This window comes from Caballeronia telluris (assembly GCF_001544495.1).
GTDB lineage: Bacteria > Pseudomonadota > Gammaproteobacteria > Burkholderiales > Burkholderiaceae > Caballeronia > Caballeronia telluris.
In genome coordinates, this window is record NZ_FCNZ02000017.1 from 63,630 (window position 1) to 89,810 (window position 26,181).

Here is a 26,181-nt window from a genome sequence, read left to right on the forward strand (position 1 = left end):
AAAGGCCGAATCGACGGCCACATGCGCGGCATCATGAACGTCAACGAATACTACGAACACGAACTGCAGACGCGGGGATACCAGTCGGACGAAGCGCAGCGGGCGGCGGTCGAGCGCCTGCAACGCTGCTACGACGAATGGGTCGCGTACAAGGCGCGCCGCTCGAACGCGCTCAAGAAGTTCCTCGTGCGTCCCGAGCTGCCGCGCGGCGTGTACATGTGGGGCGGCGTGGGACGCGGCAAGAGCTTCCTGATGGACAGCTTTTTCGCAGTCGTGCCCGTGACGCGCAAGACGCGGCTGCATTTTCACGAATTCATGCGCGAAGTGCATCGCGAACTGGAAGAGCTGAAGGGCCAGGCCGATCCGCTCGACGAACTCGCGCGGCGGATCGCGAAGCGCTACCGGCTGATCTGTTTCGACGAATTCCACGTCTCCGACATCGCCGACGCGATGATCCTGTATCGCCTGCTCGACCGGCTCTTCGACAACGGCGTGCAGTTCGTGATGACGTCCAACTACGATCCCGACACGCTGTATCCCGACGGCCTGCATCGCGACCGCCTGCTGCCTGCCATCGAACTGATCAAGTCGAAGCTGGACGTGTTGAACGTCGATGCCGGCACCGACTACCGCAAGCGCACGCTGTCGCAGGTCACGGCGTATCACACGCCGCTTGGCGCCGCTGCCGACAAGGCGTTGCGCGCCGACTTCGCGAAACTCGCGGCGGTCCCGGACGAGAGCCCGATCCTGCACATCGAGAAGCGTGAGCTGAAGGCATTGCGCAAGGCGGACGGCGTCGTCTGGTTCGACTTCGCGACGCTTTGCGGCGGCCCGCGCTCGCAGAACGACTATCTGGAACTCGCGAGCCGTTTCCACGCGGTGATCCTGTCGGACGTGCCGCAGATGTCGCCGCGCATGGCGTCCGAGGCGCGCCGCTTCACGTGGCTCATCGACGTCTTCTACGACCACAAGGTGAAGCTCCTGATGTCGGCGGCGGTGCCGGCGGAGCAACTGTACGTCGAAGGTCCGATGGCGAACGAGTTCGCGCGCACGGTTTCGCGCATCGTCGAGATGCAGAGCAAGGAATATCTGGAGACGCCGCGGCGCATCGTCGATACCTCGCTGACTTGAGAATGTGTATCAATAATGTCGGCTAGGCCAAATGGCTAAAGGCTTCGGCTTCATTTTCAAGATTAAGACATTTCTGATACCGACACTGAGGGGCGGCCGGTATCTTCCATGCACACTCAACGTGTATGGAGAAACGCATGAAGCCCTATCGCGACATGACCGATGAAGAATGGCAGATGGTCGCACCGTTGCTTCCCGAGCTGCGGCCGCGCGCGGAGTTACGTGGGCGTCCGCTGGCGAACACGCGGGCCGTTCTGAACGGCGTGCTGTGGGTGATGTACAGCGGCGCGTCGTGGTCCACGCTGCCGCGCAAGTATCCCTCGTATCAGACCTGCCATCGCCGCTTCAAGGCGTGGCACGATTCCGGCATCCTCGCTCGCGTGATGGTGCAATTGTTCGGTCCGGCAGGCGAGAGCCTGTATTCGCTGATGACGTCGCGCATGCGCGTGCCCGGAAACCTCCCGGAGGCGATGGAAAGCGCGATGCCCGAGCACTCGATCCTGCACGATATGCCGCCGGCGAGCCCCGAGCTTCTGCCGCCGCGTTTCGCGCCCGGCGTGGTGCGGCGTGCGGCTTGAGGTGTCGCGACGCTTTCGATAGCCTCGTCGCAAAAAACCGGCCAAAGACAAAAGTCTTTGGCCGGTTTTTTTATGCGCCGTCCGATCCGTGATGCAAGGCCTACTGCTGCCGAATCCACGTCTGCGATCGCCCCAGGAGCGACACGCCGATGAACCCTCGCACCACGAGCTTCTGCCCGCCTTCCTCGAGGTGCATCTTGCACTTGTAGAGCTTGCCGCTTTCGGGATCGAGGATCTGGCCGCCTTGCCATTCGTCGCCGTCCTGCTTCATGCCGGTGATGAACGTCATGCCCTTGATCAGCTGATCCTTGCGCGCATCCGTGCACGCGGTGCAGCGGCGCTCCGGTTTGTCGTTTTCGCCCAGACCTTTCACGATCTTGCCCGACAGCGTGCCGTTGCCGTCCTCGACGATCTCGACCACGGCCTTCGCCTGGCCGGTGTGATCGTCGATGGTTTGCCATACGCCCACGGGCGAATTGTTTTGAGCTGCCGCGAGCGTCGCCGATGCGACGAGCGCGCAGGCCAGCACGCCGCGCGACAACGCGCCTGCCGTGAAACGGATCATGCTTCCTCCTTGGATTTGGAACGTGTCTCCGGCGCGCGGTGTCGTGGCTTGCGGTCGTTCGCGCGTCCCGGGCGGCCAGCATACGTCAATGCACCGGCATCGTTTTGGTGTGAATCCTCTAGCGACGCCGTGACCGGTCAGACGCCGCGCCCCAGAGCAGCGGCGAGCGCGGCGAACGTGCGCTCGTCGGTGCGATCGAAGTGCAGCGGCGTCACCGAGACGCGGCCCGACGCGACGACGGCCGTCTCGCTGTCCGGGGCGTTGGCGCGCGCGCCGCGCTGAAAACGCAGCCAGTGATAGGGCAGGCCGCGCGGATCGGTCTCGGTCAGCACGTCGATCCCTTCGACGAGACCGACGCCTTGCCGCGTCGGCGTGAGCGGGCCGGCGGCCGCTGCATCGCAGGAGGGGAAGTTGACGTTGAGGCAGGTCGGCGCGTCGTGGGAGATCGCGAGCAGTTCGCGGATCACGCCGGGCGCGAGCGCACGCGCGGTGTCCCAGCGGACGTTTTCGCGGTCGGTGAAGGTCTGGGAGAGCGCGATCGACGGCAAGCCGAGCAAAAGGCCCGTCATCGCGGCACCGACGGTGCCGGAGAACATCGTCTCGACGCCGAGGTTCGCGCCGCGGTTGATGCCGGAGAGCACGAGCGTCGGCGGCGCGTCCTTCATCAGATGGCGTGCGGCCATCACGACGCAGTCGCCGGGCGTACCTTGCACGCCGAAGCGGCGTTCGCCCTGCTGGCTTACGCGCAACGGCGAGTGCAGGCTGATCGAATGCGAGGTGCCGCTCTGGTCGTGTTCGGGCGCGATCACCCAGACTTCGTGCGCGAGTTCTGCCGCGACGGCTTCGAGGACGGCCAGGCCGGGCGCGTCGATGCCGTCGTCGTTGGTGAGCAGCACACGTTGAACAATGGGTTCTGCGGACATCGCGAATCTCTCCTTGTCGACTATGGCCGGTCGATTATTGCAGAGATCGCATCGGGGCGCGGCGCCCCGGTTTTGGGACGTTACTTCACGCCGAGACCGCGCAGGACCGCGTTGCCGTCGTCGGTCAGTTGCACTTTCACCGCTCCGGCGTCCTGCGCGACAGTCTCGACATAGCCGTATTCCTGCAGCGATGCAACATCGGGCGTGGCCGCGAGCGCGTCGATGGGCGCGTGCGCGAGCAGCAGCAGGGTGGCGATCTCATGATGGCTCAGAAGGCGCTTGATGGCTCTTACGGGAGCCGATTTTGGCCGGAGGTTCATAGGTGAACTCCTTGAATTTACATGGCAGAGGTGGCGGGCGGCCACGTTATTTGCGATGGAGTGCGGGCAATGTATCGGCCGATTCTTAGGCGAAACTTAAGATCGCCCCGGCATTTGTTTCGCCATGTGTCACGACAGGAAAGCGATCCGGATCAGAACCGGTATGCCGGGTTGTGCGGGTCGAATGTCAGATCGTCGAAGGTTTTCCGCTGGATGGTCTGAAAGACGATGCTCTCGAAAATATTGCCGTCGTTGTCGAACGATTCGACGGAGCGGAAATAGGGCCGCCTGAGATCGAGTCCGAGAATTTCCTTTTTCGCGTAGAACTCCGGCTGCCCGGTCGGCGTGACATAGGTGAACGCGACGACCCGCGCGCCTTCGATCATCTTCACTTCGATCCGGCTTGCCCGCGTGACGCCCGCATCGGCGAACTTCTGTCCCTCGGCGAGGAACTGGCGCGTGATGTATTCGACGCCGAGATCGCGCACCGAATGATTCGACTGCGCGCGCGCGAGCGGGCCATTCAACGACGCCCACAGCGGCAAGACGCCGAGCAGCCCGCCGAGATGGCCGTAGACGTGGTCGGGGCGCTTCGAATCGTCGTAGATCAGTTCCTGGCCGGCGTGCGCGCCCTCCGGCAGCCATTTCGCGTAGATGCGCAGCGGATCGCGCAGGAGGCGCACGAGCATGTGATCCGGTTTGTCGGGCCAGACGCCGCGAATGCGCTCGCGCCGCACGAGCGTGAACTCGTACGAGGGGTAGCCGTTCGGCCCCTGCTTCAGGTAGCGCGGAAGCGTGAGCGGATCGAGCGATTCGAAGAGTGAGACGAGCTCGGCGTCCTGCATCTGCGCGAGCATGCCGCTTCGCGCGGCCCGCGAGAGCCAGCGGACCTGCTGATCGAGGGTGAGCTTGCCGGCTTCGGACGCGGGCTCGGCAGGCGGCGAGGGCGCGTGTGCGCCCGCTTCGGGACTGGCCGCCGCCGTCGCCGCGGAGGTCGGCAGCACGGCGTCCGGCGTCTGGGCAAGAGCCTCCGGAAGACATGAGCACGCAAGGAACAGGGCAATCGCCAGCGACGATCGGTGTCGCGCGTGCGTCATGAGGTGTTCTCCGTGGCTTAGTCCTTCGCTTTGGAAAGCTCGGCGTCGCGCAATTCACGACGAAGTATCTTGCCGATGGTCGTCTGCGGCAGCGAGTCGCGGAATTCGACGGCGACCGGCACCTTGTAGCGAGTCAACTGTAAACGGGCGAACGCGATCACTTCTTCCGCAGTGAGCGACTTGTCGCGCGGCACGACGAAGACTTTCACGCGCTCGCCCGCGGCCGCGTCGGGAATGCCGATCGCCGCGACCGTGCGCACTTTCGGATGCATCGCGAGCACGTCCTCGATCTCGTTCGGATAAACGTTGAAACCCGACACGATCATCATGTCCTTCTTGCGGTCGATCAGCCGGATGAAACCCTGCGCGTCCATCACGGCGATGTCGCCGGTCGCGAGCCAGCCTTTCGCGTCGATCACTTGCGCCGTCTCCTCCGGGCGGTTCCAGTAGCCTTTCATCACTTGCGGGCCCTTGACGCACAGTTCGCCCGGTTCGTCGGTGCCGGCCCAGGTGCCGTCGTCGCGGCGCATGCGCACGAGCGTCGAAGGCGCGGGCACGCCGACCGTACCATCGAACTCGCGCTGATGGGTCAGATCGATCGGCGTCATCGAGACGATCGGCGAGCATTCCGTGAGCCCGTAGCCTTCGATGATCGGCTGCCCGGTCAGTTCACGGAAACGCTCCGCGACGGCCTTTTGCGTCGCCATGCCGCCCGCCATCGCGAGCTTGAGCTTCGAGAAGTCGCGGCGGCGGAATTCTTCGTTTTCAAGGAGCGCGTTGTAGAGCGTGTTGAGCGCCGTCATGCTCGTGAAGGTCTCGTGGCGCAGCACGCGCATCATGCGTTTGATGTCGCGGGGATTCGCGATCAGGATATTGCGCCCGCCGATGCCCATGAAAACGAGCGCGTTCACCGTCAGCGAGTAGATGTGATAGAGCGGCAACGGCGTGAGCACGGTTTCGCCTTCGCCTTTCAGTGGCTCTTCGGCCCACGCCTTGGCCTGCAGCAGATTCGCGATGATGTTGCGATGCGTGAGCATCGCGCCTTTCGCGACGCCCGTCGTGCCGCCCGTGTACTGCAGGAACGCGATGTCGCCATGCCCGACGCGCACCGGCTCCAGCTTGCGCTTCCTGCCTAAAGCCAGCGCCGCGCGCAGGCCGACCGCGTGCGGGATGCGGTATGGCGGCACGATCTTCTGGACGTGGCGCAGGACGAAGTTCAGCGCGTGGCCTTTGAGGTTGAGGCCGTCGGCGAGCAGATCGCCGAGCGCGGTGACGATGACGTTCGCGACGCGCGTGCCCGGCAGCGCGTCCTGTACGGTCTTCGCGAAGGTTTCGAACACGACGATGGTCCGCGCGCCGCTGTCTTTCAGTTGATGCGCGAGTTCGCGCATCGTGTAGAGCGGATTGACGTTGACGACGATCGCGCCCGCGAGCAGCGTGCCGAACAGCGTGACCGGATACTGGAAGGTGTTCGGCATCATCAGCGCGACGCGGTCGCCGGGTGTGACACCGAGGCTTTGCAGATACGCGGCGAACGCGCGCGCCTTGATGCCGAGCGACTCGTAGGTGAGATTCGACCCGACGCTCGTGTACGCGACCCGCTCGCGATAGCGTTCGACGCATTCGTCGAAGAAATGCGCGAGCGAGCGATAGCGCGACAGGTCCACTTCGTGCGGCACGCCCGGCGGGTACGACGCGTACCAGACGCCGTCGGTGTCGTGCGGGTCGGACCGATCCGGGCGGGGCGGTACGTCAAGCGGGTTCATCTGCGGTCTCCATGGACGCCGCGTTATTGCTTCGAGCTGTAATGCGCGCGTAACGTTCCGCTCGTCCGCTTTCCGATTCTTTCAGCGCGCCCGCTCCAGAATCGCGACGACGCCTTGTCCGCCCGCCGCGCAAATCGAGATCAGGCCGCGCGGCGCTCGGCCGTCCGCGCGCGGCGGCGCCTTCGCGAGCAGCTTCGCCAGCATGCCGACGATCCGTCCACCCGTCGCGGCGAACGGATGGCCGGTCGCGAGCGAGCTGCCGTTCACGTTGAGCCGCGCGCGGTCGATCGACCCGAGCGGCCCGGCGAGGCCCAGTTGCGTGCGGCAGTATTCGTCGTCTTCCCAGGCGGCGAGCGTGCAGAGCACCTGCGCCGCGAACGCCTCGTGGATCTCGTAGAAGTCGAAGTCGCCGAGGGCGAGCTGCGCGCGCGCGAGCATGCGCGGCACCGCGTAGGCGGGCGCCATCAGGAGGCCTTCCTTCTTGTCGATGTAGTCGACTGCGGCCGTCTCCGAAAAACTCAGGTACGCGAGCACGGGCAGGTCGCGCGCGGCTGCCCAGTCGACGGAGGCGAGCAGCACGGCGGACGCGCCGTCGGTGAGCGGCGTCGAGTTGCCCGCGGTCAGCGTGCCAGCGTCGCGGTCGAAGACGGGTTTGAGCGCCGTGAGCCGGTCGATGCCGATGTCCGGGCGCAGCGTGTTGTCGCGCGCGAGGCCCTTGTACGGCGTCATCAGGTCGTTGAGAAAGCCGCGCTCGTAGGCAGCCGCGAGCTTGCGATGACTCTCGAGCGCAAACTCGTCCTGCGCTTCGCGCGAAATCTTCCAGCGTTTCGCCATCAGTTCGCAGTGCTCGCCCATCGAAAGGCCCGTGCGCGGCTCGGCATTACGCGGCAACTGCGGCCTGAACAGCATGCCGGGCCGGAGTTTCGCGAGCGCGCTCGCGCGTTGTCCCGCCGAGCGGCTGCGGTTCGCTTCGAGCAGGACCTTGCGCATCCGCTCGTTCACGCCGATGGGCGCATCGGACGTCGTATCGGCGCCGCCCGCGATGCCCGCGTCGATCTGCCCGAGCGCGATCTTGTTCGCGACCAGGATGACCGCTTCGAGCCCGGTGCCGCAGGCCTGCTGCACGTCGTAGGCCGGCGTTTCCTTTGCGAGCGTGGTCGACAGGAGCGATTCGCGGGTGAGGTTGAAATCGCGCGAATGCTTGATGACCGCGCCCGCCGCGACTTCGCCGAGACGCAGGCCGTGCAGGTCGTAGCGGTCGATGAGACCTTGCAGCGCGAAGGTCAACATGTCCTGGTTCGACGCCGTCGCGTAAGCCGTGTTCGAGCGCGCGAACGGAATGCGGTTGCTGCCGACGATCGCGACGCGGCGCACGGCGGGAAGGGCGGGCGCGCTCATGGCAGTTCCCATTCGAAGTGTCCACGCAGATGCGGCCGGGTGCCCGCGAGGTCGCGCACTTCGAAGTCGCGCTTCATGGCCGCCGGCGACGCGCTCCAGAGCGTGGTTTCGCCGGGCAGGAAGATCGGCAGCTTGAAGTCGCCGTGGGCGCTGGCCGCCGCCAGCGCCTTCGACGGATGCAGCGCCGCGAGCGTGCGCCCGAGCGTCCACATGCCGTGCGCGATCGCGCGCGGAAAGCCGAACGCCTTCGCCGTCAGCGCGTGCAGGTGGATCGGATTGAAGTCGCCGGACGCCTTCGCGTAGTCGCGCCCGAGCTGCGCCGGGAGCTGCCAGCGCGCCTCGCGTGTGAGCGGCGGCATCGCGGCCGGCGAGGGCTGCGCGCTCGTTTCGACCGAAGCCGCGCCCGAACCGTGCGCGCCGCGCTTCAGATAGACGCTGTCGCCGTCCCAGACGGCTTCGCCGCGTCGATAGATCCGCGTGTGCAGCGTGAACGCCTGTCCCTTCTCGTGCGCGACGACCGGCCCGCTTTCCACTTCGATACGCAGATTTTGTCCCGCCGACAGCGCCCGCCGCATCCGCACCGAATTCGCCAGATGCACGATGCCGACGGCCGGCCAAGGAAACGCCGGATCGGTGAGCAGCATCAGATGCAGCGGAAACGCGAGCACGTGCGGAAACGAGAGCGGCACGCCGTGTTCCGGGATAAAGCCGCACACGCGCGCATAGCGGCCGATCTGCTCGGGATCGAGCGCGACGGCGGGCCGCACGAGCCTCATCGCCGGCACTTGCGCCGACGCATGCGGGCGCTTGAAGAGACCGGGCAGCGCGCGTCCATAGAGTTTCGCGGGCGGCGGCAGCGTATCGACGACGACCGTGCGGGGGCGTGCGGCCGAAAGCGCATGCATCGTTATGCTCCGATCAGGCTCTGGCCGCACACGCGCACCACCTGGCCGGTGATGCCCGCCGACGCCGGGCTCGCGAGCCATCCGACCGTCTCGGCGACGTCGACCGGCTGGCCGCCCTGGCTCATCGAATTCATGCGGCGTCCGGCCTCGCGGATCGCGAACGGCATCTTCGCGGTCATCTGCGTTTCGATGAAACCCGGCGCGACCGCGTTGATCGTGATGCCGCGCGAGCGCAATACGCCCGCCATGCTGTTCACGCGGCCGATCACGCCCGCTTTCGACGTCGCGTAGTTGGTTTGTCCGAGATTGCCCGCGATGCCGCTGATCGACGACACGCCGACGATCCTGCCGCCGTCGTGCAGCACGTTCTGCGCGAGGAGCGCGTCGTCGATGCGCTCCTGCGCCGAGAGATTGATGTCGATCACGCTGTCCCATGCGTCCTTCGTCATCTTCGCGATGGTCTTGTCGCGGGTGATCCCGGCGTTGTGCACGACGATGTCGATGCCGCCCGCCGCGAGGAGCGCCGCCGCGAGTTCCTCGGGCGCTTCGGGCGCGGCGATGTCGGCGACGAGGGCCGCGTGCGCGCCGCCCGAGGGCGACTGGTCCTCGATCGCAAGCATGGTCTGGTCGAGCGCGTCGCGGGCCTGCGCAACGTCGACGCCGGTCACCTGCGCGCCGAGCGCCGCCAGCACGCCCGCAATCGACGCGCCGATGCCGCGCGCCGCGCCCGTCACGAGCGCGCGCTTGCCTTCGAGCGGACGCGACCAGTCGGCGGGGCGCGCGACGCGCGCCGCTTCGATGCGGATCACCTGTCCGGACACATACGCCGAGCGCGGCGAGAGGAAAAAGCGCAACGCGCCCTCGATGTCGGCGCCGACCGCCACCTGCAGCAGATTCGCCGAGATGCCGCCGCGCGCTTCCTTGCCGAGCGAGCGCGTCATGCCTTCGAGCGCCCGCTGCGCGGTCCACGCGCGCGGAGTCGCGCACGTTTCGGGTGGTCGCCCGAGCACGACGATGCGGCCGCTTCTTGCCACCGAGCGCAGGGCGTCGTGAAAAAAGCCGTAGAGCGCGCCGAGTTCGCTGCTCTCGGCGATGCCCGTCGCATCGAAGATCAGCGCTTCTACGCGATCGCTCGCGACCGCATCGCGCCGATGCGGCTCGAAGCGGCCGCTCATCGCGCCGTGCCGGTTCGCGAGCGGCAGCCAGCCTTCGGCGCTGCCATGCGCGACGCTTGTCATGCCGATCGCCTGCAGCACGTCGATCAGCGCGTCGAAGAGCGCGGGCGACGGCCCCGCGCCGATCGCGACGATGCCCCCGAACTCCGGCCGCTCCGGCCGGTGACGGCGCAGCACTTCCGGCTTCGGCAAGCCGATGGAACGGGCGAAGCCCGCGCCGAACGAAGAATTCACGAACTCGAGATAGCGGTCTTTCATCATCTCAGGCAAGCACCTCTTCCGGTTCCCGCTCGAGCGCTTCCTTGCGCCTCAGCAATGCGTCGAGCATACCGAAATCGGCGGGGAAGTCATCGACCTTCACGAGTTCTGCGCCATAACGCGCGTAATCGACGAGCACCTGGCGCTGGCCGGCATCGATCAGGCCGCGCGCTTCGGCCTCTGCCGCCCACGCGTCGATCTCGGGCAGGCTTTGCGGCATCGGCCGGAGCGCCCCCGCCTTCACCTCGGGACGGAGCTTGCGCTCGATGGCGTCGAAGCGCGGACTGAGCGCGAAGACGAGTTCGCCGTAGCCGAGCGGATCGAGGTCGGCGGGCGGCGCGTAGGAATCGGCGATCAGGCGCTCACGCGCTTCGCCCGGGATCTGTATCAATTCGGCGATGCCGCTCGCGAGCGCGTCGCCCGGCGCGCGGTACGGCAGCCCGAACGGAAACACGAGCGCGCGCACGAGGCCCGCCGTCGCGCGATGCGGGAAGTTGTCGAGCACGCCTAAAAGCGCGACCTGCGCTTGCTGCAACGCGTCCTGGACGCCCCAGCGCACGAGCGGCAGATCGGCTTCGGGACGGCCGTCGTCCTGGAAACGCTTGAGCGTCGCCGAGATCAGGTAAAGCTGGGAGAGCACGTCGCCGAGGCGCGCCGACAGCCGCTCGCGGCGCTTCAGTTCGCCGCCGAGCACGAGCATCGACACGTCGGCGAGCAGCGCGAACGCGCTCGACAGGCGCGTCGCCGCGCGATAGTAGGGGACGAGGCGCGTGTCGGCCTGCACGGGCCTCGGGATCAGCGCGCTGCCGCCGAACGCGAACACGAGGCTGCGCATCGCATTCGACGCGACGAAGCTCGCGTGGCCGAAGAACGCGTCGTCGAAGTCGCGCACGGCCTTCGCGTGATCGGGCTCGCGGGTCGCGGCCATCTCCTTCAACACATACGGATGGCAGCGGATCGCGCCCTGTCCGAAGATGATGAGGCAGCGCGTCAGAATGTTCGCACCTTCGACGGTGATCGAAATTGGAATCTGCTGATAGGCGCGCGCGAGAAAGTTCGATGGTCCCATGCAGATGCCCTTGCCGGCGACCACGTCCATGCCGTCGTTGATGACCTTGCGGGCGCGCTCGGTGATGTGATACTTCGCGATCGCCGAAATCACGGAAGGCTTCTCGCCGAGATCGACCGCCTGCGCCGAGAGTTTTCGCGCCGCATCCATCACATAGAGATTGCCGCCCATGCGGCCCATCGCTTCCTGCACGCCCTCGAATTGCCCGATGGGCGTGCGGAACTGACGGCGCACGGCAGCGTAGGCGCCGGTGCCGCGCACGGCCAGCTTCGCCATCCCCACGTTCGACGACGGGAGCGAGATCGCGCGGCCCGCCGCAAGGCATTCCATCAGCATGCGCCAGCCGTTGCCGACCTGCGCGCGCCCGCCGATCACCCAGTCGATCGGGATGAAGACGTCGCGGCCCCAGTTCGGGCCGTTCTGGAACACGGCGTTGAGCGGCCAGTGGCGCCGGCCGATGTTCACGCCCGGATGGTTCGTCGGGATCAGCGCGCAGGTGATGCCGGGTTCGTCGCCTTCGCCGAGCAGGCCGTCGGGATCGAGCGCGCGGAATGCGAGACCGAGCACGGTCGCGACCGGACCAAGCGTGATGTAGCGCTTGTCCCAGGTGAGCCTGAAGCCGAGCGTCTCGCGCCCTTCGTGGATGCCCCGGCAGACGACGCCGATGTCGGGAATCGCGGCGGCGTCCGAGCCGGCGTAGGGGCTCGTCAGCGCGAAGCAGGGAATGTCGTCGCCGCGGGCGAGGCGCGGGAGGTAGTGGTTCTTCTGCTCCTCGGTGCCGTAGTGCATGAGCAGTTCGGCGGGGCCGAGCGAATTCGGCACCATCACGGAGACGGCGGCGGCCGAGCAACGCGTCGCGAGCTTCATGATCACCTGCGAATGGGCGTAGGCGGAGAACTGCCGGCCGCCATACTGCTTCGGGATGATCATGCCGAGAAAGCCGTTCTCCTTGATGTAGCGCCAGGTCTCGGACGAGAGGTCCTGCCAGACGGCGGTGGTATCCCAGTCGCTTGCGAGATCGCAGAGGCGCGTGCATTCGTGGTCGATGAAGCTTTGTTCTTCCGCGGTGAGCGTCGCCGGGCCGTGCGCGAGCAGCGAATCCCAGTGCGGGCGGCCGGAAAAGAGTTCGGCGTCCCACCAGACCGTGCCGGCTTCGATGGCGTCGCGTTCGGTCGGCGACATCTCCGGCAGGATCTTGCGGAACACGCCCAGCACGCGCTGGCTGACGAGTGCGCGCCGCAGCGGCTTGATGGCGAGCACGAGCGCCGGAACCACGAAGAGCACGGCGAGCAGCGCGGTGACGACCGGACCGGTGATGCCCGCGAACCAGCCGAGCGCCACCCATACGATCATCCACGCGAGCCAGGCGATGGCGCTCGCCTGCCTGTACACGAGCGCGCCACTCACGACGATGAACGCAACCACGAAACCTGCTGCCATGACGTTCCCCCTTGTGCGATGTCTTGTCGTTTCTACTACAGATTAGGCGGGCTGGAGCAGCAGGGGGCGTTCCCGAGGATGGCGGGACGGGCGAACCGAATCTTTCCTCTAGATCGTCCGGCGCTCGCCAGAATGCGAAAAAGGCGCCCGGAGGCGCCTTTCGGTCGTCGCGCACGGAACCGGCGGCAAACTACGTCGCCGCCCCCACGCCCCGCGCCGACTGCGTCATGTCGACCCCACGACGCTCGCGGCTGAACAGGATGAGCACGGCGATCACCACCGCGACCGTCCCCGCGACGATCGCCATCGCCATCCCGTAATTATTGTCGTGGCTGACCGCGAGCGACGCCTGCATCGTCGCGTTCACCGACGCGAGCAGATTCCCCAACTGATAGACGAGGCCGGGGAAGGTCGCGCGAATCTCGTCGGGCGAAATCTCGTTCAGGTGCACGGGAATCACGCCCCACGCGCCCTGAACGGAAATCTGCATCAGGAAGGCGCCCGCCGCGAGCGCGAGCGGCCCGCTCGAGAACGCCCACAGCGGCAGCACCGGCAAGGCGATCAGCGACGCGATGAAGATCGCCCGGCGCCGCCCGATCTTCTCCGACATCGCCCCGAAAAAGAGCCCGCCGACGATCGCGCCGATGTTCAGCGTGATCGTGATCAAGGAGACCGTGTGCGGATCGAAATGATGTTGCTCGCGCAGGAACGTCGGATAGAGATCCTGCGTGCCGTGCGAGAAGAAGTTGAACGCGGTCATCAGCACGATCGCGTAGACGGAGAGCGCCCAGTTCTGCTTGAGCGTCTTGACGAGCCCGGGGCGCGGCTGCTTTTCCATCGCCTTGAACGCGGGCGACTCGGGCACGTGCGCGCGCACGTAGAGCACGAGCAGCGCGGGCGCCACGCCGATGAAGAACATCCCGCGCCAGCCGACATACTGATACAGCACGCCGAAGACGATCGACGCGAGCAGATAGCCGCTCGGATAACCGGCCTGCAAAAGCCCCGAGACGAAACCGCGCGATTTGGGCGGCACGGTTTCCATCGTCAGCGCGGAGCCGACGCCCCATTCGCCGCCCATCGCGATGCCGAACAGCGACCGCAACACGAGCAGCGTCAGCAGGTTCGGCGACAACCCCGAGAGCAGTTCGAGCAGCGAATAGCACGCGATGTTGATCATCAGCGTCGGACGGCGGCCGAACTTGTCGGCGAGGCGCCCGAAGATCAGCGCGCCGATGGGGCGCATCGCGAGCGTCAGCGTGATCGCGAAGGCCACCTCGGGGATTTTCGTATTGAATTCGGCCGCTATGTCCTTCAATACGAAAACCATCAGGAAAAAATCGAAGGCGTCGAGTGTCCAGCCGAGATAGGCGGCAATCGTTACGTTTCTCTGTTCTCGCGTCCAGCTCATCGCCGTGGTCTCCGGTTCGAATCGATTTGATGGGAAAGCGATGCGGCCGGCAGAAGCGAAACCGTGATCCGGCGGGGACCGGCCGCACAGGGCGCCCGAGCGAGGCGGGCACGGGCGAGTGTACGCCGGTGTTTAATAAACTGCTCGCGGTCCCGATATTCGATTCGGTATTCGAAATGCGTAAATTCGATAATCAATACAATTGGCATTCGATTTCAATGCGCTTATGCGGCTCGATTAAACGCGATGAAAGAATTCGGCTCTCGTCAGACGGATCAGCCGGCGTTCCGTTTTGCGATTCGTCAAGGAACGCCGCCTTCGGAATGTCGATATTGGACGAGGACAGTCAAAAACTTGATCTACATCAAGGTTGCTCGGGGCGGCGCGCATATCATGCGGCCAGATCAGATAAATCTAAGACGTTTCCTAGAGTTTCCTAGTGTCCGGGCGAATCTGCGTCCCGGTCGGCGCATGCGCACCGAGAGGCGTATGCGCATTTTTTTTCACAGTGTTGAGTTTCCATTGGCGAGCGGATGATCGCTGTCGCCATCAATGAGCATAATCAGATGAATCATTTCATACACACGATCCGGTTCCGGATCATTCTTTCGTTCGGCATCTGTGGGGCGCTGATGCTGGTCATCGGCCTTTTCGGGATCGACGCCATTTCCAAACTGCGCGCCGACCTGTCGATCGCCTATTCGGGCAATCTGGTTCCGACGACCCAGCTTTCGAGAGTCCATATCAGCCAGTCTCAGATTCGCCGCCTGCTTTGGCAACTTCAGGCCACGCAGGATAAGGACATTCCCGAAAAGATCCGAAAGCTCGAAGGCACGGTGAATGCAACGTGGGCGAGCTACTACCCGTCCGGCATTACGAGCGACGCCGAACGCGCAGTCGCCGACCGTATCCAGGTCCAACTCGGCAAATTCAAGCTGTTGGTCGATCAGCAATTGACGCTCGTCGAAAAAGGCGCCTATCAGGAAGCGACCGAATTTCAGCGGAATTCCGTCTTGCCCGCCGGTAACGCACTGGGCGATCTGCTCGACGAGGACATCGACCTGAACGTCCGCCAGAGCCGTGGATTTGTCGCGGACAGCACCAACACCTCGCGGCAGATGATCTGGATCACGGTGGCGCTGCTGTGCATGGGCGGGATGTTGATGCTCGGCACCTCGCTGTATCTGTTCGGCGCAATCTCGACGCCGCTGACGCGATCGGTCGGCGTGGCGAAGGAAATCGCCGACGGGCGTCTGGACGGCCGGATCGTGGTCGACACGCGCGGCGAGTTCGCGCCGCTCCTCGAAGCGATGCAGCGCATGAGCCGGCAACTGGCCGATACCGTACGTGGCATCCGGGTGTCGAGCGAATCGGTGACGACGGCCGCGCGCGAGATCGCCGCGGGCAATATGGACCTGTCCGCGCGCACGGAGGAACAGGCTTCGTCGCTCGAGGAAACGGCCGCGAGCATGACCGAGATCGCGCAGACCGTGAAGCAGAATGCCGACAACGCACGCCAGGCCAATTCGCTCGCCACTTCGGCAAGCGGCATGGCCGACGACAGCCATGTCGCGATGCAGGCGATGATGCGCTCGATCGGCAACATCAGCGAGAGTTCCGGGAAGATCGCCGACATCACGACGATGATCGAAGGCATTTCGTTCCAGACCAACATTCTGGCGCTCAACGCGGCGGTCGAGGCCGCGCGCGCGGGCGAGCAGGGCCGCGGCTTCGCCGTGGTGGCGGGCGAAGTGCGGGCGCTGGCGCAACGCTCGTCCGCGGCGGCCAAGGAGATCAAGGACCTGATCGACGCGTCGACCGTGCTGGTCAACGACGGCTCCCGACAGGCTGCGGAGGTGGGAACCCTGATGGGGCAGGTGATCCGTGCGATCAAGCAGGTCGCGGATATCGTGGGCGAAATCTCGTCCGCGTCGCACGAGCAGAGCCAGGGCATCGATCAGGTGCATCAGGCGATCAGCCAGATCGATTCCGTGACGCAGCAGAACGCGGCACTGGTCGAGCAGGCGGCGGCCGCGGCGCAATCGCTCGAGGAGCAGGCCGTCAACATGACGGATGCCATCTCGACGTTCCATCTGCCGGTCGGCGATGGCGTCCTGCCCGCAGCGCGCCGGCCGCTCGCCCTCACATGCTGAAGTACGCTCGATACGCCGCAAACGACGCTCGGGCGGCCGAGGAAAACGCGCAGCTTTACTGCGACGCGAGCGCAGCCACGCTGTCGGCGCTGCACGACGCCCTGCAAACCCGCGTCGCCGCCATCGTCGAACGACTGCATGTCGAGCTCGCGCGCCTGCCGCGAGCCAAGCGCCTGCTCGAAGCGCTTACGGTCGACGAGTCGCGGCGCGTGAAGGAGCAGCAGATGCACCATCTGCTCGCGCTGGCAAACGTTCAACTGACGCAGGAAAACCATCGGGACATCGCGCATCGGGCGGGGCGCATGCACGCGATCGCGGGGCTCGACCGCGAAGATCTGATCGACGCCTATGCGCTTCTCGCCGACGCGCTGCAACGCGAATTCGATACCGCGCTGCAGGGAGGAGCGCTCGACGCGCTCATGCGCCGTCTGACGCGCGATCTCGCGTTCCAGATGGAGGCGTACCGGTTCCTGCAGGATGCGCGCCACGACGTGATCGCCTCGATTGCGCGCGTGACGGCCGAAGTCCGCTGCTACACGGACCTGATCGAAGGCGTCGTCGGCATTCTGGGCGCACACGCCGAGATCGCGGGCTGCGCGGTCGGCCGTCCCGACGCGCGCGGGCTCTTCCAATTCGAAGCCGTATCCGATCGACGCATCGGCCAATACCTCAGGGATGCCGACGCCTTGATCGACGTCGGCGCAGCCAGCGACGATGCAGACGGACAGCCGGACCGGCCGATTATCCACTCGTGGCGCCGCGGCGAGATCGATCGCGTGATCAACATGGCGACCGACGTCCGGATGACGCCGTTCAGCCCGTTTGCGCTGGCGGCGGGTCTGCGCTCGGCGGCGACCGTCCCGGTGCGGCGCGCGACCCGCGAGCCGAGGGCGATTCTCATCGTCTATGGCGTGCTTCCCGGCGGCTTCGCGGGCGCGGATCAGGCCGACTTTCTATCGCTCGTGCAGACGATGCTCGAACTCGTGGTGTGCAGGATCGAACAGCTCGACGGCAGCACGGCGGCGACGCCATATCCCGTGCGGCAGCGGCTGTCGGGCCTGATCCGCTCGGACGGTCTGCGGATGCACTACCAGCCGCTGGTCGATCTCAGGACCGGACGGATCGGCGGGGTCGAGGCGCTCGCGCGACTCCAGGACGGCGACGCCACGCTCGCGCCGGGCCAGTTCCTGGCGAATCTGTCGCACGAAGATCTGTTCGGCCTCTTCACCGGCGGTCTGGATCAGGCGCTGCGGCAACGCAGCGAGTGGCTGCGCGACGGCCTCGACCTGGGCATCTCGGTCAACCTTCCGCCGGCCGCCTTCACGGACCGGCGCTATGTCGAGACGACCCGCGCGGCGCTGCAAAAATACGGCTGTGTGCCGAACAAGCTGACGCTCGAGGTTCTGGAGAGCGAAGAGCTGCCGCGCGGCATTCGCATTCTGGACGAAATCGCGAGGTTCAAGTCCCTGGGCGTCGAGTTGGCGCAGGACGACCTCGGCGTGGGCTACAGCAGCCTGAACCGGCTGCGCGAATTGCCGTTCGATTCGTTCAAGATCGATCGCAGCATCGTCAGGCTCGACGGTCAGGACAGCCTCGATGCCTTGCGTTTCATCTATCAGTTGACGCGCCTCGGCCATTCGCTCGGGATGTCGGTGACCGTGGAGGGCGTGGAAGAGGAGGACCTGATCGAGGCGCTCGTGATCCTCGATGCGGATCGCGCGCAAGGCTATGCGATCGCGCGTCCGATGCCTGCCGAGGCCGTCGCGGGCTGGATACGCGGGCGGAAGTTGCCTGAGTCGAAGGCGCCGGGCGGAAGGCTGGGCAAGCTTGCGAGGCTCGTGATCTGGGAGGAGAGCGTGCAGCTCAATACGGTGGTCTCTCGCGAAGCGCGGGCGCTGCTTCACGCTGACAGCTGCGAGGCCGACCACAGCATGAAACAGGCATTGAGCGCGTCATGCCGGGATTGTGCGTATCCGATGTACTGCATCGACGACGAAGCGATCCTGCTTGCGTCGCCGTGTGGGACGAAGGCTGGAAGCGAACTGGTCGAACTCGCGTTGGGCGCGGGAATGAAAAGCGAGGCGTATCTGGCTGCCCGCCGCGAGCTGATCGCGAAGATGTGAACCGGAAGCGATCCCGGACTTCGGTCCGGGTTGAAAAGCGCCCGACAAAAACAAAAAAGCCCGCATTGGCGGGCTTTTTGACGTACTGCGCGAACTACCGGACCTTCATCATTGCTGTGCTTGGTGCCCAGGAGAGGACTCGAACCTCCACGGTGTTGCCACCGCTAGGACCTGAACCTAGTGCGTCTACCAATTCCGCCACCTGGGCCAAGGGGTACAGCGAGTCCGCTATTCTAGCGGGTTGTGTCTCAATTCACGCCCATCACATCGATGCGCGTCACAAACGCGTCACAAACAAACGAGCCAACAGAAGGCTACTCTTCCGAAACCATCTGGTGCCCAAGAGAGGACTCGAACCTCCACGGTGTTGCCACCGCCAGGACCTGAACCTGGTGCGTCTACCAATTCCGCCACCTGGGCAAGGGTGCGTGTGCAGCAAAGAACGCAATTATATCGTGTCCAATCGGACTGTCAAGCATTTTGAGACCGCGGGCCGCACGGTCCCGAACGACCGTTGCGCCGGGGCGGCGAGCCTTGCTGCGTGGCCTTGACCGCCTACCATGATGGCCCGATGACGGGTGTTAGAATGACTCGCAAACATGGCGCGCCGATATCAGTCAGTCAGACAGGGCCGCTCAGGCCCGGCCAGCCATCCCGCTGCCAGAACCAGTCCAACGAGAAGAAATCATCGATAAGCCCTTGAGCAAATATCCGTATCCGATCCCGAGCCGCGAAGAAATTCTCGGCGTGTTGCGCACGAGCGAAACGCCGCTCGCCGCGAACGACATCGCCGAAGCGCTGTCGATCAAGCGCCAGGAGCGCGAAGGATTTTTCAAGCGACTGGGCGCCATGGAGCGCGACGGGCAAATCCGCCTCGACAAGCGCGGTCACTATCAGCTCACTCATCCGTCGAATTTCGTGGCGGGCCGCGTGCAGGGCCATCGCGACGGCTTCGGCTTCCTGATTCGCGACGACGGCCAGGACGATCTCTTCCTGCCCAACGGCGAAATGCAGAAGGTGATGCACAACGACCGCGTGCTCGCGCGCATCGTCGGCTATGACCGGCGCGGGCGGCCGGAAGGGCACATCGTCGAAGTGACGGACCGCGCGAACAAACGCATCATCGGCCGGCTCATCAACGAGAACGGCGCGCTCATCCTCGTGCCGGAAGACAAGCGCATCGGCCACGACATCCTCATCACGCAAAACGCGAAGAAGGCGAAAGTCGGGCAGGTGGTGTCGGTGGAACTCACCGATTTCCCGAGCCGCCATTCGCAGCCGATTGGCCGCGTGGTCGAAGTGATCGGCGATATCGACGATCCGGGCATGGAGATCGAAATCGCGGTGCGCAAGTACGGCGTGCCGCACGAATTCAGCGATGCCGCGCTCGCCATCGCCGCGAAGCTGCCCGACGAAGTGCGTCCCGCGGACATCCGCCATCGCGTGGATCTGCGCGACGTGCCGCTCGTGACGATCGACGGCGAAGACGCCCGCGACTTCGACGACGCCGTCTATTGCGAACCGATGGCCGTCGGCCGCGGCTCGGGTTATCGCCTGCTGGTGGCGATCGCGGACGTCTCGCATTACGTGCGCCCGAACGAGGCGCTCGACGTCGATGCGCTCGACCGCAGCACGTCGGTGTATTTCCCGCGCCGCGTGATCCCGATGCTGCCGGAGAAGCTCTCGAACGGGTTGTGTTCGTTGAATCCGCAGGTGGACCGCTGCGTGCTCGTCTGCGACATGGTCATCACCGCGCGCGGCGAGATCAAGGCGTACCAGTTCTATCCGGCCGTGATGCACTCGGCGGCGCGTCTCACGTACACCGAAGTCGCGGCCGTGCTGACCAACACGAAGGGACCGGAAGCGGCCCGTCGCGCCGATCTGCTGCCGCACCTGCAGAATCTCTACGGCGTCTACAAGTCGCTGCACGCTGCGCGCCAGAAGCGCGGCGCAATCGACTTCGACACGACCGAGACGTATATCGTCGTCAATGCGCAGGGCAAGATCGAGCAGATTGTGCCGCGTCATCGCAACGACGCGCATCGGCTGATCGAGGAATGCATGCTCGCGGCGAACGTCTGCGCCGCCGATTTCCTGAAGCGCAACAAGCATCCGGGGCTCTATCGCGTGCACGCGGGCCCGACGCCGGAAAAGCTCGAAAACCTGCGCGCGTTCCTGCGCGGCGTCGGTCTCACGCTCACGGGCGGCGAGAAACCGCACGCAAGCGATTACGCCGCGCTGATGGCGCAGATCCGCGACCGGCCCGACGCGCAAATGCTCCAGTCGATGGTGCTGCGCTCGATGCAGCAGGCCGTCTACAGTCCGGACAACATCGGTCACTTCGGTCTCGCTTACGAGGCGTACGCGCACTTCACGAGCCCGATTCGCCGCTATCCCGATCTGCTCACGCACCGCGCGATCTACGCGATCCTGCAGGGCAAGAAGTACCAGCCGTCGATCGGCCACGAGATTTCGCTCAGCACGGGCCTCACGAAAGCCGCGCGCGAAATGCACAAAGCCGATGACGACTCGCGCGGCCGCTCGCGCAACAACGTCGCAATCTGGGAAGAACTGGGCCTGCATTGCTCGTCGAACGAGCGGCGCGCCGACGAAGCCTCGCGCGACGTCGAAGCGTGGCTCAAGTGCTATTTCATGCGCGACAAGCTCGGCGAGGAATACGGCGGGATGGTGAACGGCGTAACGTCGTTCGGCATCTTCGTGCAGCTCGATTCGCTCTTTATCGAAGGGCTCGTGCATGTGACCGAACTCGGCTCGGACTACTTCCAGTACGACGAGATCAAGAACGAACTGCGCGGCGAGCGCACCGGCATCCGCTACCGGATGTCGGATCGCGTGCGCGTGCAGGTGAGCCGCGTCGATCTGGACTCGCGCAAGATCGACTTCCGGCTCGTGCGCGACACGCCGGTGAAGCCGCCCTCGGGACGCATCGCACCGGGCGCACCCGAGCACGCGGCAAGCGCTGCGTTGGCCGGACCGCGCGTGCGGCCGTTCTCCGGCGACGACGAGACGCCCAGCACGCGGCGGCGCGGCGGCAGCAAGCGCGGCTCGGCTGCGCTCGCGGCGACCAAGGACGCAGGCGCGGCGCGCAAGCACGGCGCGGCGCCGAAGCCTGCGTCACCGGGCCGGGCGGCGCGCAAGAAGCGCTGACGCGCCGATACGTTTCCGGCCTCGCGCGTCATCAACGATACGGCGCGGCCCGATGTGCGAACAGCGCGTCGGGCCGCGTTTTGATTTTTTATTCAAAGGTTTGGGTGAGTCATGTCACGTCTCAAGGTTCTCTACGGTTTTCACGCGGTCACCGCGCGCCTTCGGGCAGATGCATCGACGATCGAGGAAGTGTTGTACGACCCCTCGCGCAAGGATCGCCGCATGACGGACTTCCTGCGCACCGCGAAGGAAGCCGGCGTGCGTCTGATCGCCGCCGATGAATCGCGTCTGTGGGGCCTCGCGGGCAACGTCGGGCATCAGGGTGTCGTCGCGCGCGCGAACGACATGCCGCTCGCGCAGAATCTCGCCGAGTTGCTCGACGGCGTCTCGGGCACGCCGCTTCTGCTCGTGCTCGACGGCGTCACCGATCCGCACAACCTCGGCGCGTGCCTGCGCGTCGCCGATGCGGCGGGCGCACATGCGGTGATTGCGCCGCGCGACCGCTCGGCGGGCCTGAACGCGACGGCGGCGAAAGTCGCGAGCGGCGCCGCCGAGACCGTGCCGTACATCACCGTGACGAACCTGGCGCGGGCGCTGCGCGAACTGAAGGACGCGGGCGTGTGGGTGGTCGGCACGGCGGGCGAAGCGAGCGCGAGCCTCTACGACACGAAGCTCGACGGTCCGATCGCGATCGTGGTCGGCGCGGAAGGCGAGGGCATGCGCCGCCTCACGCGCGAAACCTGCGACGAGATCATGAACATTCCGATGGCGGGGACGGTCGAGAGTCTGAATGTGTCGGTGGCGAGCGGCGTGTGTCTGTTCGAAGCGGTGCGGCAGCGGTCGGTGAAGAAATAACGCATCGATGACGTTCCGTTTCGCCGCCGCCGCGCTCCTTTGCGCGTTCCTTTGTGCCTGCACCGTGACCCGAATCGACCGCGGCAGCTACATCGCCGACACGAGCCATCACGCGACGAGCGCCGACTCCCGCGTGCGCTTTCTCGTCATGCACTACACGGAGATCGGCGAGGCGGGATCGATCGAAGTCCTGACCGGCCCGGACGTCAGCGTGCATTACGTCGTGCCGGACGCGCCGGCGGCCGAAAAGGGCGAGCCCGTGATCTACCAGCTCGTGCCCGAGGAAAAGCGCGCGTGGCACGCGGGCGTCAGCGAATGGCAGGGCACGACGGAACTGAACGCGGCGTCGATCGGCATCGAGAACGTGAACCTTGGTCCGCTCGATACGCCCGAAGGCCGCACCTGGCAGCCTTATCCGGGCGCGCAGGTCGACGCGCTCGTGCGACTGTCGAAAGACATCGTCACGCGCTATCGCATTCCGCCGACGCGGGTCGTCGGCCATAGCGACATCGCGCCGCAACGCAAGATCGATCCCGGCCCGCTCTTTCCGTGGCGCACGCTGTACGAGGCGGGCGTCGGCGCGTGGCCGGACGAGGCCGACGTCGCGCGCCATCTCGCCGGTCGCGATCCCAAGGCGCCGACGGACGTCAAGGCGCTGCAGGACAAGCTGCATCGCTACGGCTACGCGGTAGCGACCGACGGCCTCCTCGACGACAAGACGCGTCACGTCATCAGCGCATTCCAGATGCATTTCCGCCCGCGCGACTACGCCGGCGACGCGGACGCCGAAAGCGACGCCATCGCCGCCGCGCTGCTCGACAAATACTTCCGCTAAAGCCACGCCATGTCCGACTATTTTCTGCCGCTGCGCGCGGTACACATGACCTTCGCGGCACTGAGCATCGCGAGTTTTTTCGTGCGCTGGCTCTGGATGCTGCTCGACTCGCCGCTCCTTCACAAGCGCGTCACCAAAATCGCCCCGCATGTCGTCGATACCGCGTTGCTGCTGAGCGCAATCGCGCTCGTCGCGATCATCGGGTTCGGTGCGAACGCGGCCTGGCTCTCGGCGAAAATCGCGGGGCTCGTCGTCTATATCGTGCTCGGGACGCTCGCGCTCAAGCGCGGCCGCACGAAGGCCGTGCGCGCGTTCACCGGCGTGCTTGCGCTCGCCACTTTCGCCTTCATCGCGTCGGTCGCGCGCTCGCACGATCCGCTCGGTTTCCTGCGCATGCTTTGAGCGGCGTCGCACCACGGCTCGTCCGTTAAAATCACGCTTTCCCCTCTCGCAGTCCCACTTCCATGACTCAAGACGAACTCAAGCAACTGGTCGGCCAGGCCGCGGCCGACTACGTGAACGCGAACGTGCCCGAAGGGGCGGTGATCGGCGTCGGCACCGGCTCGACGGCAAATTGTTTCATCGATGCAATCGCGAAGTCGAAGGCGCGCTATCGCGGCGCGGTGTCGAGCTCGCTCGCGACCACGGCGCGGCTCGAATCGCACGGCTTCAAGGTGTTCGACCTGAACGAGATCGAGTCGCTGCCGGTATACGTCGACGGCGCCGACGAGATCGACGAAAGCGGCGCGATGATCAAGGGCGGCGGCGGGGCGCTCACGCGCGAGAAGATCGTGGCGTCGGTGTCGGATGTGTTCGTGTGCATTGCGGATGCAACGAAGCGCGTGCCGGTGATGGGCAAGTTCCCGCTGCCGATCGAAGTCGTGCCGATGGCGCGTACCGCGATCGGCCGGCGCGTGGCCGCGCTCGGTGCGGTGCCGGTCGTGCGCGTGCAGCAAGACGGCGCGCCTTTCATCACCGACAACGGCAACGAGATCATCGACGTGAAGGGCCTCCAGATTACCGATCCCCGCGCGCTCGAAGCGCAGATCAACGCGTGGCCGGGCGTGGTGACGGTGGGCCTCTTCGCCGCGCGCGGCGCCAACGTGTGCCTGCTCGGCACGGAAACGGGCGTCGAGCGGATCGACTACGTGCAACATCCGCAACATCCGTGAGCCGTTGAGTTAAGCGGACACTGCGGTAACGCAGCGGTTCTTCGCCGTTGAGCGCGTCACTTTTGTCCACCGAACGTGCGCTGGCGCTCCCCGGCGGCGCGCGCGCCGCGCCAAAAAATCTCGAAAAAACAGCGGGTTGAGGTAGCATTGCAGGACACCTCTCACGCGCAAACGCTTGTTCCCCAGCCAACGATGAATGACAGCAAAGAAGCCATTGCACGCGATGTCGAGGCGATCAGCCGCATCAGCGCCGTGCCTTCGATGCTGCGCGTCATCTGCAAGAACACGGGCCTCGGTTTCGCCGCCGTCGCGCGCGTGACCGACGGCACCTGGACCGCCTGCGCGGTGCAGGACGACATCCAGTTCGGGCTGAAGCCCGGCGGCCAGCTCGACGTCAACACCACGCTGTGCATCGAGGCCCGCGCGGCGCGCCTGCCGATCGTGATCGATCACGCGAGCACGGACCCCGTCTACAACACGCACCACACGCCGCGCATCTACAACATCGAAAGCTATATCTCGGTGCCGATCGTGCTGCCGAACGGCGAGTATTTCGGCAACCTGTGCGCCATCGATCCGCGTCCGCGCGTCGTCTCCGACCCGCGCACGGTCACGATGTTCACGCTCTTCGCCGAGCTGATCGCGCTGCAGCTGGACAGCGAAGGGCGCCATCGCGCGGCGGAATCGGCGCTCTTCGACGAACGCGCGACCGCAGAGCTGCGCGAGCAGTTCATCGCGGTGCTGGGCCACGATCTGCGCAATCCGCTCGCCGCCGTGTCCGCGAGTGCGGAACTGCTCGTGCGCAAGAGCCGCGAGCCGGAATCGGTTTCCATTGGCCGTCGCCTGCAGGCGACCGCGCGCCGCATGTCGCACCTGATCGACGACGTGCTCGATTTCGCGCGCGGCCGGCTGGGCGCGGGCATCGCCGTGACGCTTCGACCCGAGGACGATCTACGCACGGCGCTTTGCGACGTCGTGTCCGAGCTGCGGGACGCCAATCCGGGCCGCACGGTGCGCGAGGACATTTCGATCGCGCAGCGCGTGTTCTGCGACCGCGGCCGCGTGCAGCAACTGCTGTCGAATCTGCTCGGCAACGCGCTCACGCATGGCGCGCACGACGAACCGGTCGTGGTCGAGGCGGCGCTCGACGGGGATTGCGTCGTGCTGTCGGTGACGAACGGCGGCACGCCGATCCCCTCCGACGACCTGTCGAAGGTTTTCGAACCCTACTGGCGTCCCGCGACGAGCAGGCCGGGCGGCGGCCTCGGACTCGGGCTCTACATCTGCGCGCGCATCGTCGAGGCGCATGGCGGCGTGCTGGACGTCACGTCGTCGGCGGAAGAGGGCACGCGTTTCGTCGCGCGACTGCGCATCTGCGGCTGAGGGTTCGTCGTCCGGTCTTCGTGCGCGACGCGCGCCGCTTCATGCGGACAGGGTCCGGTACTGTTCTTGCTGCAACGCAAAGGCAATTTGGGGCGACGCCTACGGAGGCGCGCGGCTTCGCGGCGCTACGCTGCGAACCGTGCCCGAACCGGGCTCGAAACCGACGTACAACCGCCAATCCTGAATTCCCCATTCGATGCACGCCGATCTCCGCTACGCGCTCGACACGGCCTACGAGCGGCTGAAACTCCTGGAGCCTTCACCGGCCGACTTCGCGAGCAGCTATGCGCTGTGCCTCGGCATGATCATGGGCGGGCGCACTTGCGGCGGGATGTCGAAGGACGAAGCGGCGGCGGAGCGCGCGCATCTGTCGATGCTCGCGGCGCTCTATGAAATCCGCCTGCTCGCGCGGAGCGACTCAGCGAGGCAGGACCGGCGCGCATAATGCCAATGAGA

21 protein-coding genes and 2 tRNA genes are annotated in these 26,181 nt (G+C 65.7%); 11 read left to right on the plus strand and 12 right to left on the minus strand.

The genetic code is table 11. The annotated features are described in order from the left end of the window. Positions 1–33 precede the first annotated feature (33 nt). Positions 34–1,131 carry a cell division protein ZapE gene (gene zapE, locus AWB66_RS21385; protein WP_087632238.1) on the plus strand — a complete coding sequence of 366 codons (1,098 nt, stop codon included), beginning with the start codon at positions 34–36 and terminating at the stop codon, positions 1,129–1,131. Between the two features lie 137 nt (positions 1,132–1,268). Next, complete coding sequence (locus AWB66_RS21390; RefSeq protein ID WP_087632181.1) at positions 1,269–1,709, plus strand: transposase; 441 nt, start codon at positions 1,269–1,271, stop codon at positions 1,707–1,709. A gap of 100 nt (positions 1,710–1,809) precedes the next feature. Here the strand turns inward: AWB66_RS21390 and AWB66_RS21395 are convergent, their stop codons facing one another. The 10 genes from AWB66_RS21395 to AWB66_RS21440 all read right to left on the minus strand — a co-directional run bounded on the left by AWB66_RS21395 (position 1,810) and on the right by AWB66_RS21440 (position 14,036). After that, entirely contained in the window at positions 1,810–2,274 is a 465-nt protein-coding gene (locus AWB66_RS21395) for a DUF2147 domain-containing protein (protein WP_087632182.1), read from the minus strand. A gap of 137 nt (positions 2,275–2,411) precedes the next feature. Beyond that, positions 2,412–3,197 (minus strand): 5'/3'-nucleotidase SurE, encoded by a 786-nt coding sequence (gene surE / locus AWB66_RS21400; RefSeq protein WP_087632183.1) that lies wholly within the window; start codon positions 3,195–3,197, stop codon positions 2,412–2,414. An 80-nt stretch (positions 3,198–3,277) separates the two neighbouring features. Beyond that, a complete protein-coding gene (locus tag AWB66_RS21405) occupies positions 3,278–3,517 on the minus strand; it encodes a hypothetical protein (RefSeq protein WP_087632184.1) in 240 nt (79 codons plus the stop codon). A gap of 152 nt (positions 3,518–3,669) precedes the next feature. Then, a complete protein-coding gene (locus tag AWB66_RS21410; protein ID WP_087632185.1) occupies positions 3,670–4,614 on the minus strand; it encodes a DUF1571 domain-containing protein in 945 nt (314 codons plus the stop codon). A 17-nt stretch (positions 4,615–4,631) separates the two neighbouring features. After that, positions 4,632–6,380: an AMP-binding protein gene (locus AWB66_RS21415; RefSeq protein ID WP_087632186.1), complete on the minus strand. Its 1,749-nt coding sequence runs from the start codon at positions 6,378–6,380 to the stop codon at positions 4,632–4,634. A gap of 81 nt (positions 6,381–6,461) precedes the next feature. Then, a complete protein-coding gene (locus AWB66_RS21420; protein WP_087632187.1) occupies positions 6,462–7,778 on the minus strand; it encodes an acetyl-CoA C-acetyltransferase in 1,317 nt (438 codons plus the stop codon). Then, on the minus strand, positions 7,775–8,683 hold the full coding sequence (locus AWB66_RS21425) for a MaoC family dehydratase (protein WP_087632188.1): 909 nt from the start codon (positions 8,681–8,683) through the stop codon (positions 7,775–7,777). The genes AWB66_RS21420 and AWB66_RS21425 overlap by 4 nt, the downstream gene beginning before the upstream one ends. 2 nt (positions 8,684–8,685) lie before the next feature. Continuing rightward, complete coding sequence (locus tag AWB66_RS21430) at positions 8,686–10,116, minus strand: 3-oxoacyl-ACP reductase (protein WP_087632239.1); 1,431 nt, start codon at positions 10,114–10,116, stop codon at positions 8,686–8,688. Between the two features lie 4 nt (positions 10,117–10,120). After that, complete coding sequence (locus AWB66_RS21435; RefSeq protein WP_087632189.1) at positions 10,121–12,625, minus strand: acyl-CoA dehydrogenase; 2,505 nt, start codon at positions 12,623–12,625, stop codon at positions 10,121–10,123. A gap of 190 nt (positions 12,626–12,815) precedes the next feature. Continuing rightward, on the minus strand, positions 12,816–14,036 hold the full coding sequence (locus AWB66_RS21440) for an MFS transporter (RefSeq protein ID WP_087632190.1): 1,221 nt from the start codon (positions 14,034–14,036) through the stop codon (positions 12,816–12,818). 566 nt (positions 14,037–14,602) lie between these two features. On the opposite strand from AWB66_RS21440, the gene AWB66_RS21445 reads away from it, so the two are divergent. Next, a complete protein-coding gene (locus AWB66_RS21445; RefSeq protein ID WP_087632240.1) occupies positions 14,603–16,189 on the plus strand; it encodes a methyl-accepting chemotaxis protein in 1,587 nt (528 codons plus the stop codon). Then, on the plus strand, positions 16,183–18,312 hold the full coding sequence (locus tag AWB66_RS34415; protein WP_235021188.1) for an EAL domain-containing protein: 2,130 nt from the start codon (positions 16,183–16,185) through the stop codon (positions 18,310–18,312). The genes AWB66_RS21445 and AWB66_RS34415 overlap by 7 nt, the downstream gene beginning before the upstream one ends. Before the next feature lie 121 nt (positions 18,313–18,433). Here AWB66_RS34415 and AWB66_RS21455 read toward each other — a convergent pair. Both AWB66_RS21455 and AWB66_RS21460 read right to left on the minus strand, forming a co-directional pair. Continuing rightward, positions 18,434–18,520, minus strand: a tRNA-Leu gene (locus tag AWB66_RS21455). A gap of 125 nt (positions 18,521–18,645) precedes the next feature. Next, positions 18,646–18,732: transfer RNA gene (locus tag AWB66_RS21460), tRNA-Leu, on the minus strand. A gap of 279 nt (positions 18,733–19,011) precedes the next feature. On the opposite strand from AWB66_RS21460, the gene rnr reads away from it, so the two are divergent. From rnr to AWB66_RS21495, 7 genes are all read left to right on the plus strand, one after another. Then, positions 19,012–21,480 carry a ribonuclease R gene (gene rnr / locus AWB66_RS21465; RefSeq protein WP_087632191.1) on the plus strand — a complete coding sequence of 823 codons (2,469 nt, stop codon included), beginning with the start codon at positions 19,012–19,014 and terminating at the stop codon, positions 21,478–21,480. A 111-nt stretch (positions 21,481–21,591) separates the two neighbouring features. Then, the gene (gene rlmB / locus AWB66_RS21470; protein ID WP_087632192.1) at positions 21,592–22,335 is read left to right on the plus strand and encodes a 23S rRNA (guanosine(2251)-2'-O)-methyltransferase RlmB; all 744 of its coding nucleotides are present in this window, start codon (positions 21,592–21,594) and stop codon (positions 22,333–22,335) included. Positions 22,336–22,342: 7 nt separating this feature from the next. Next, positions 22,343–23,170 (plus strand): N-acetylmuramoyl-L-alanine amidase, encoded by an 828-nt coding sequence (locus AWB66_RS21475; RefSeq protein ID WP_087632193.1) that lies wholly within the window; start codon positions 22,343–22,345, stop codon positions 23,168–23,170. 9 nt (positions 23,171–23,179) lie between these two features. Continuing rightward, entirely contained in the window at positions 23,180–23,572 is a 393-nt protein-coding gene (locus AWB66_RS21480) for a SirB2 family protein (RefSeq protein WP_087632194.1), read from the plus strand. A 62-nt stretch (positions 23,573–23,634) separates the two neighbouring features. Beyond that, entirely contained in the window at positions 23,635–24,342 is a 708-nt protein-coding gene (gene rpiA, locus AWB66_RS21485; protein ID WP_087632195.1) for a ribose-5-phosphate isomerase RpiA, read from the plus strand. Positions 24,343–24,534: 192 nt separating this feature from the next. After that, positions 24,535–25,725: a GAF domain-containing sensor histidine kinase gene (locus tag AWB66_RS21490; RefSeq protein WP_087632196.1), complete on the plus strand. Its 1,191-nt coding sequence runs from the start codon at positions 24,535–24,537 to the stop codon at positions 25,723–25,725. 196 nt (positions 25,726–25,921) lie between these two features. Beyond that, a complete protein-coding gene (locus tag AWB66_RS21495; protein WP_087632197.1) occupies positions 25,922–26,170 on the plus strand; it encodes a hypothetical protein in 249 nt (82 codons plus the stop codon). The last annotated feature ends 11 nt before the right edge of the window (positions 26,171–26,181 follow it).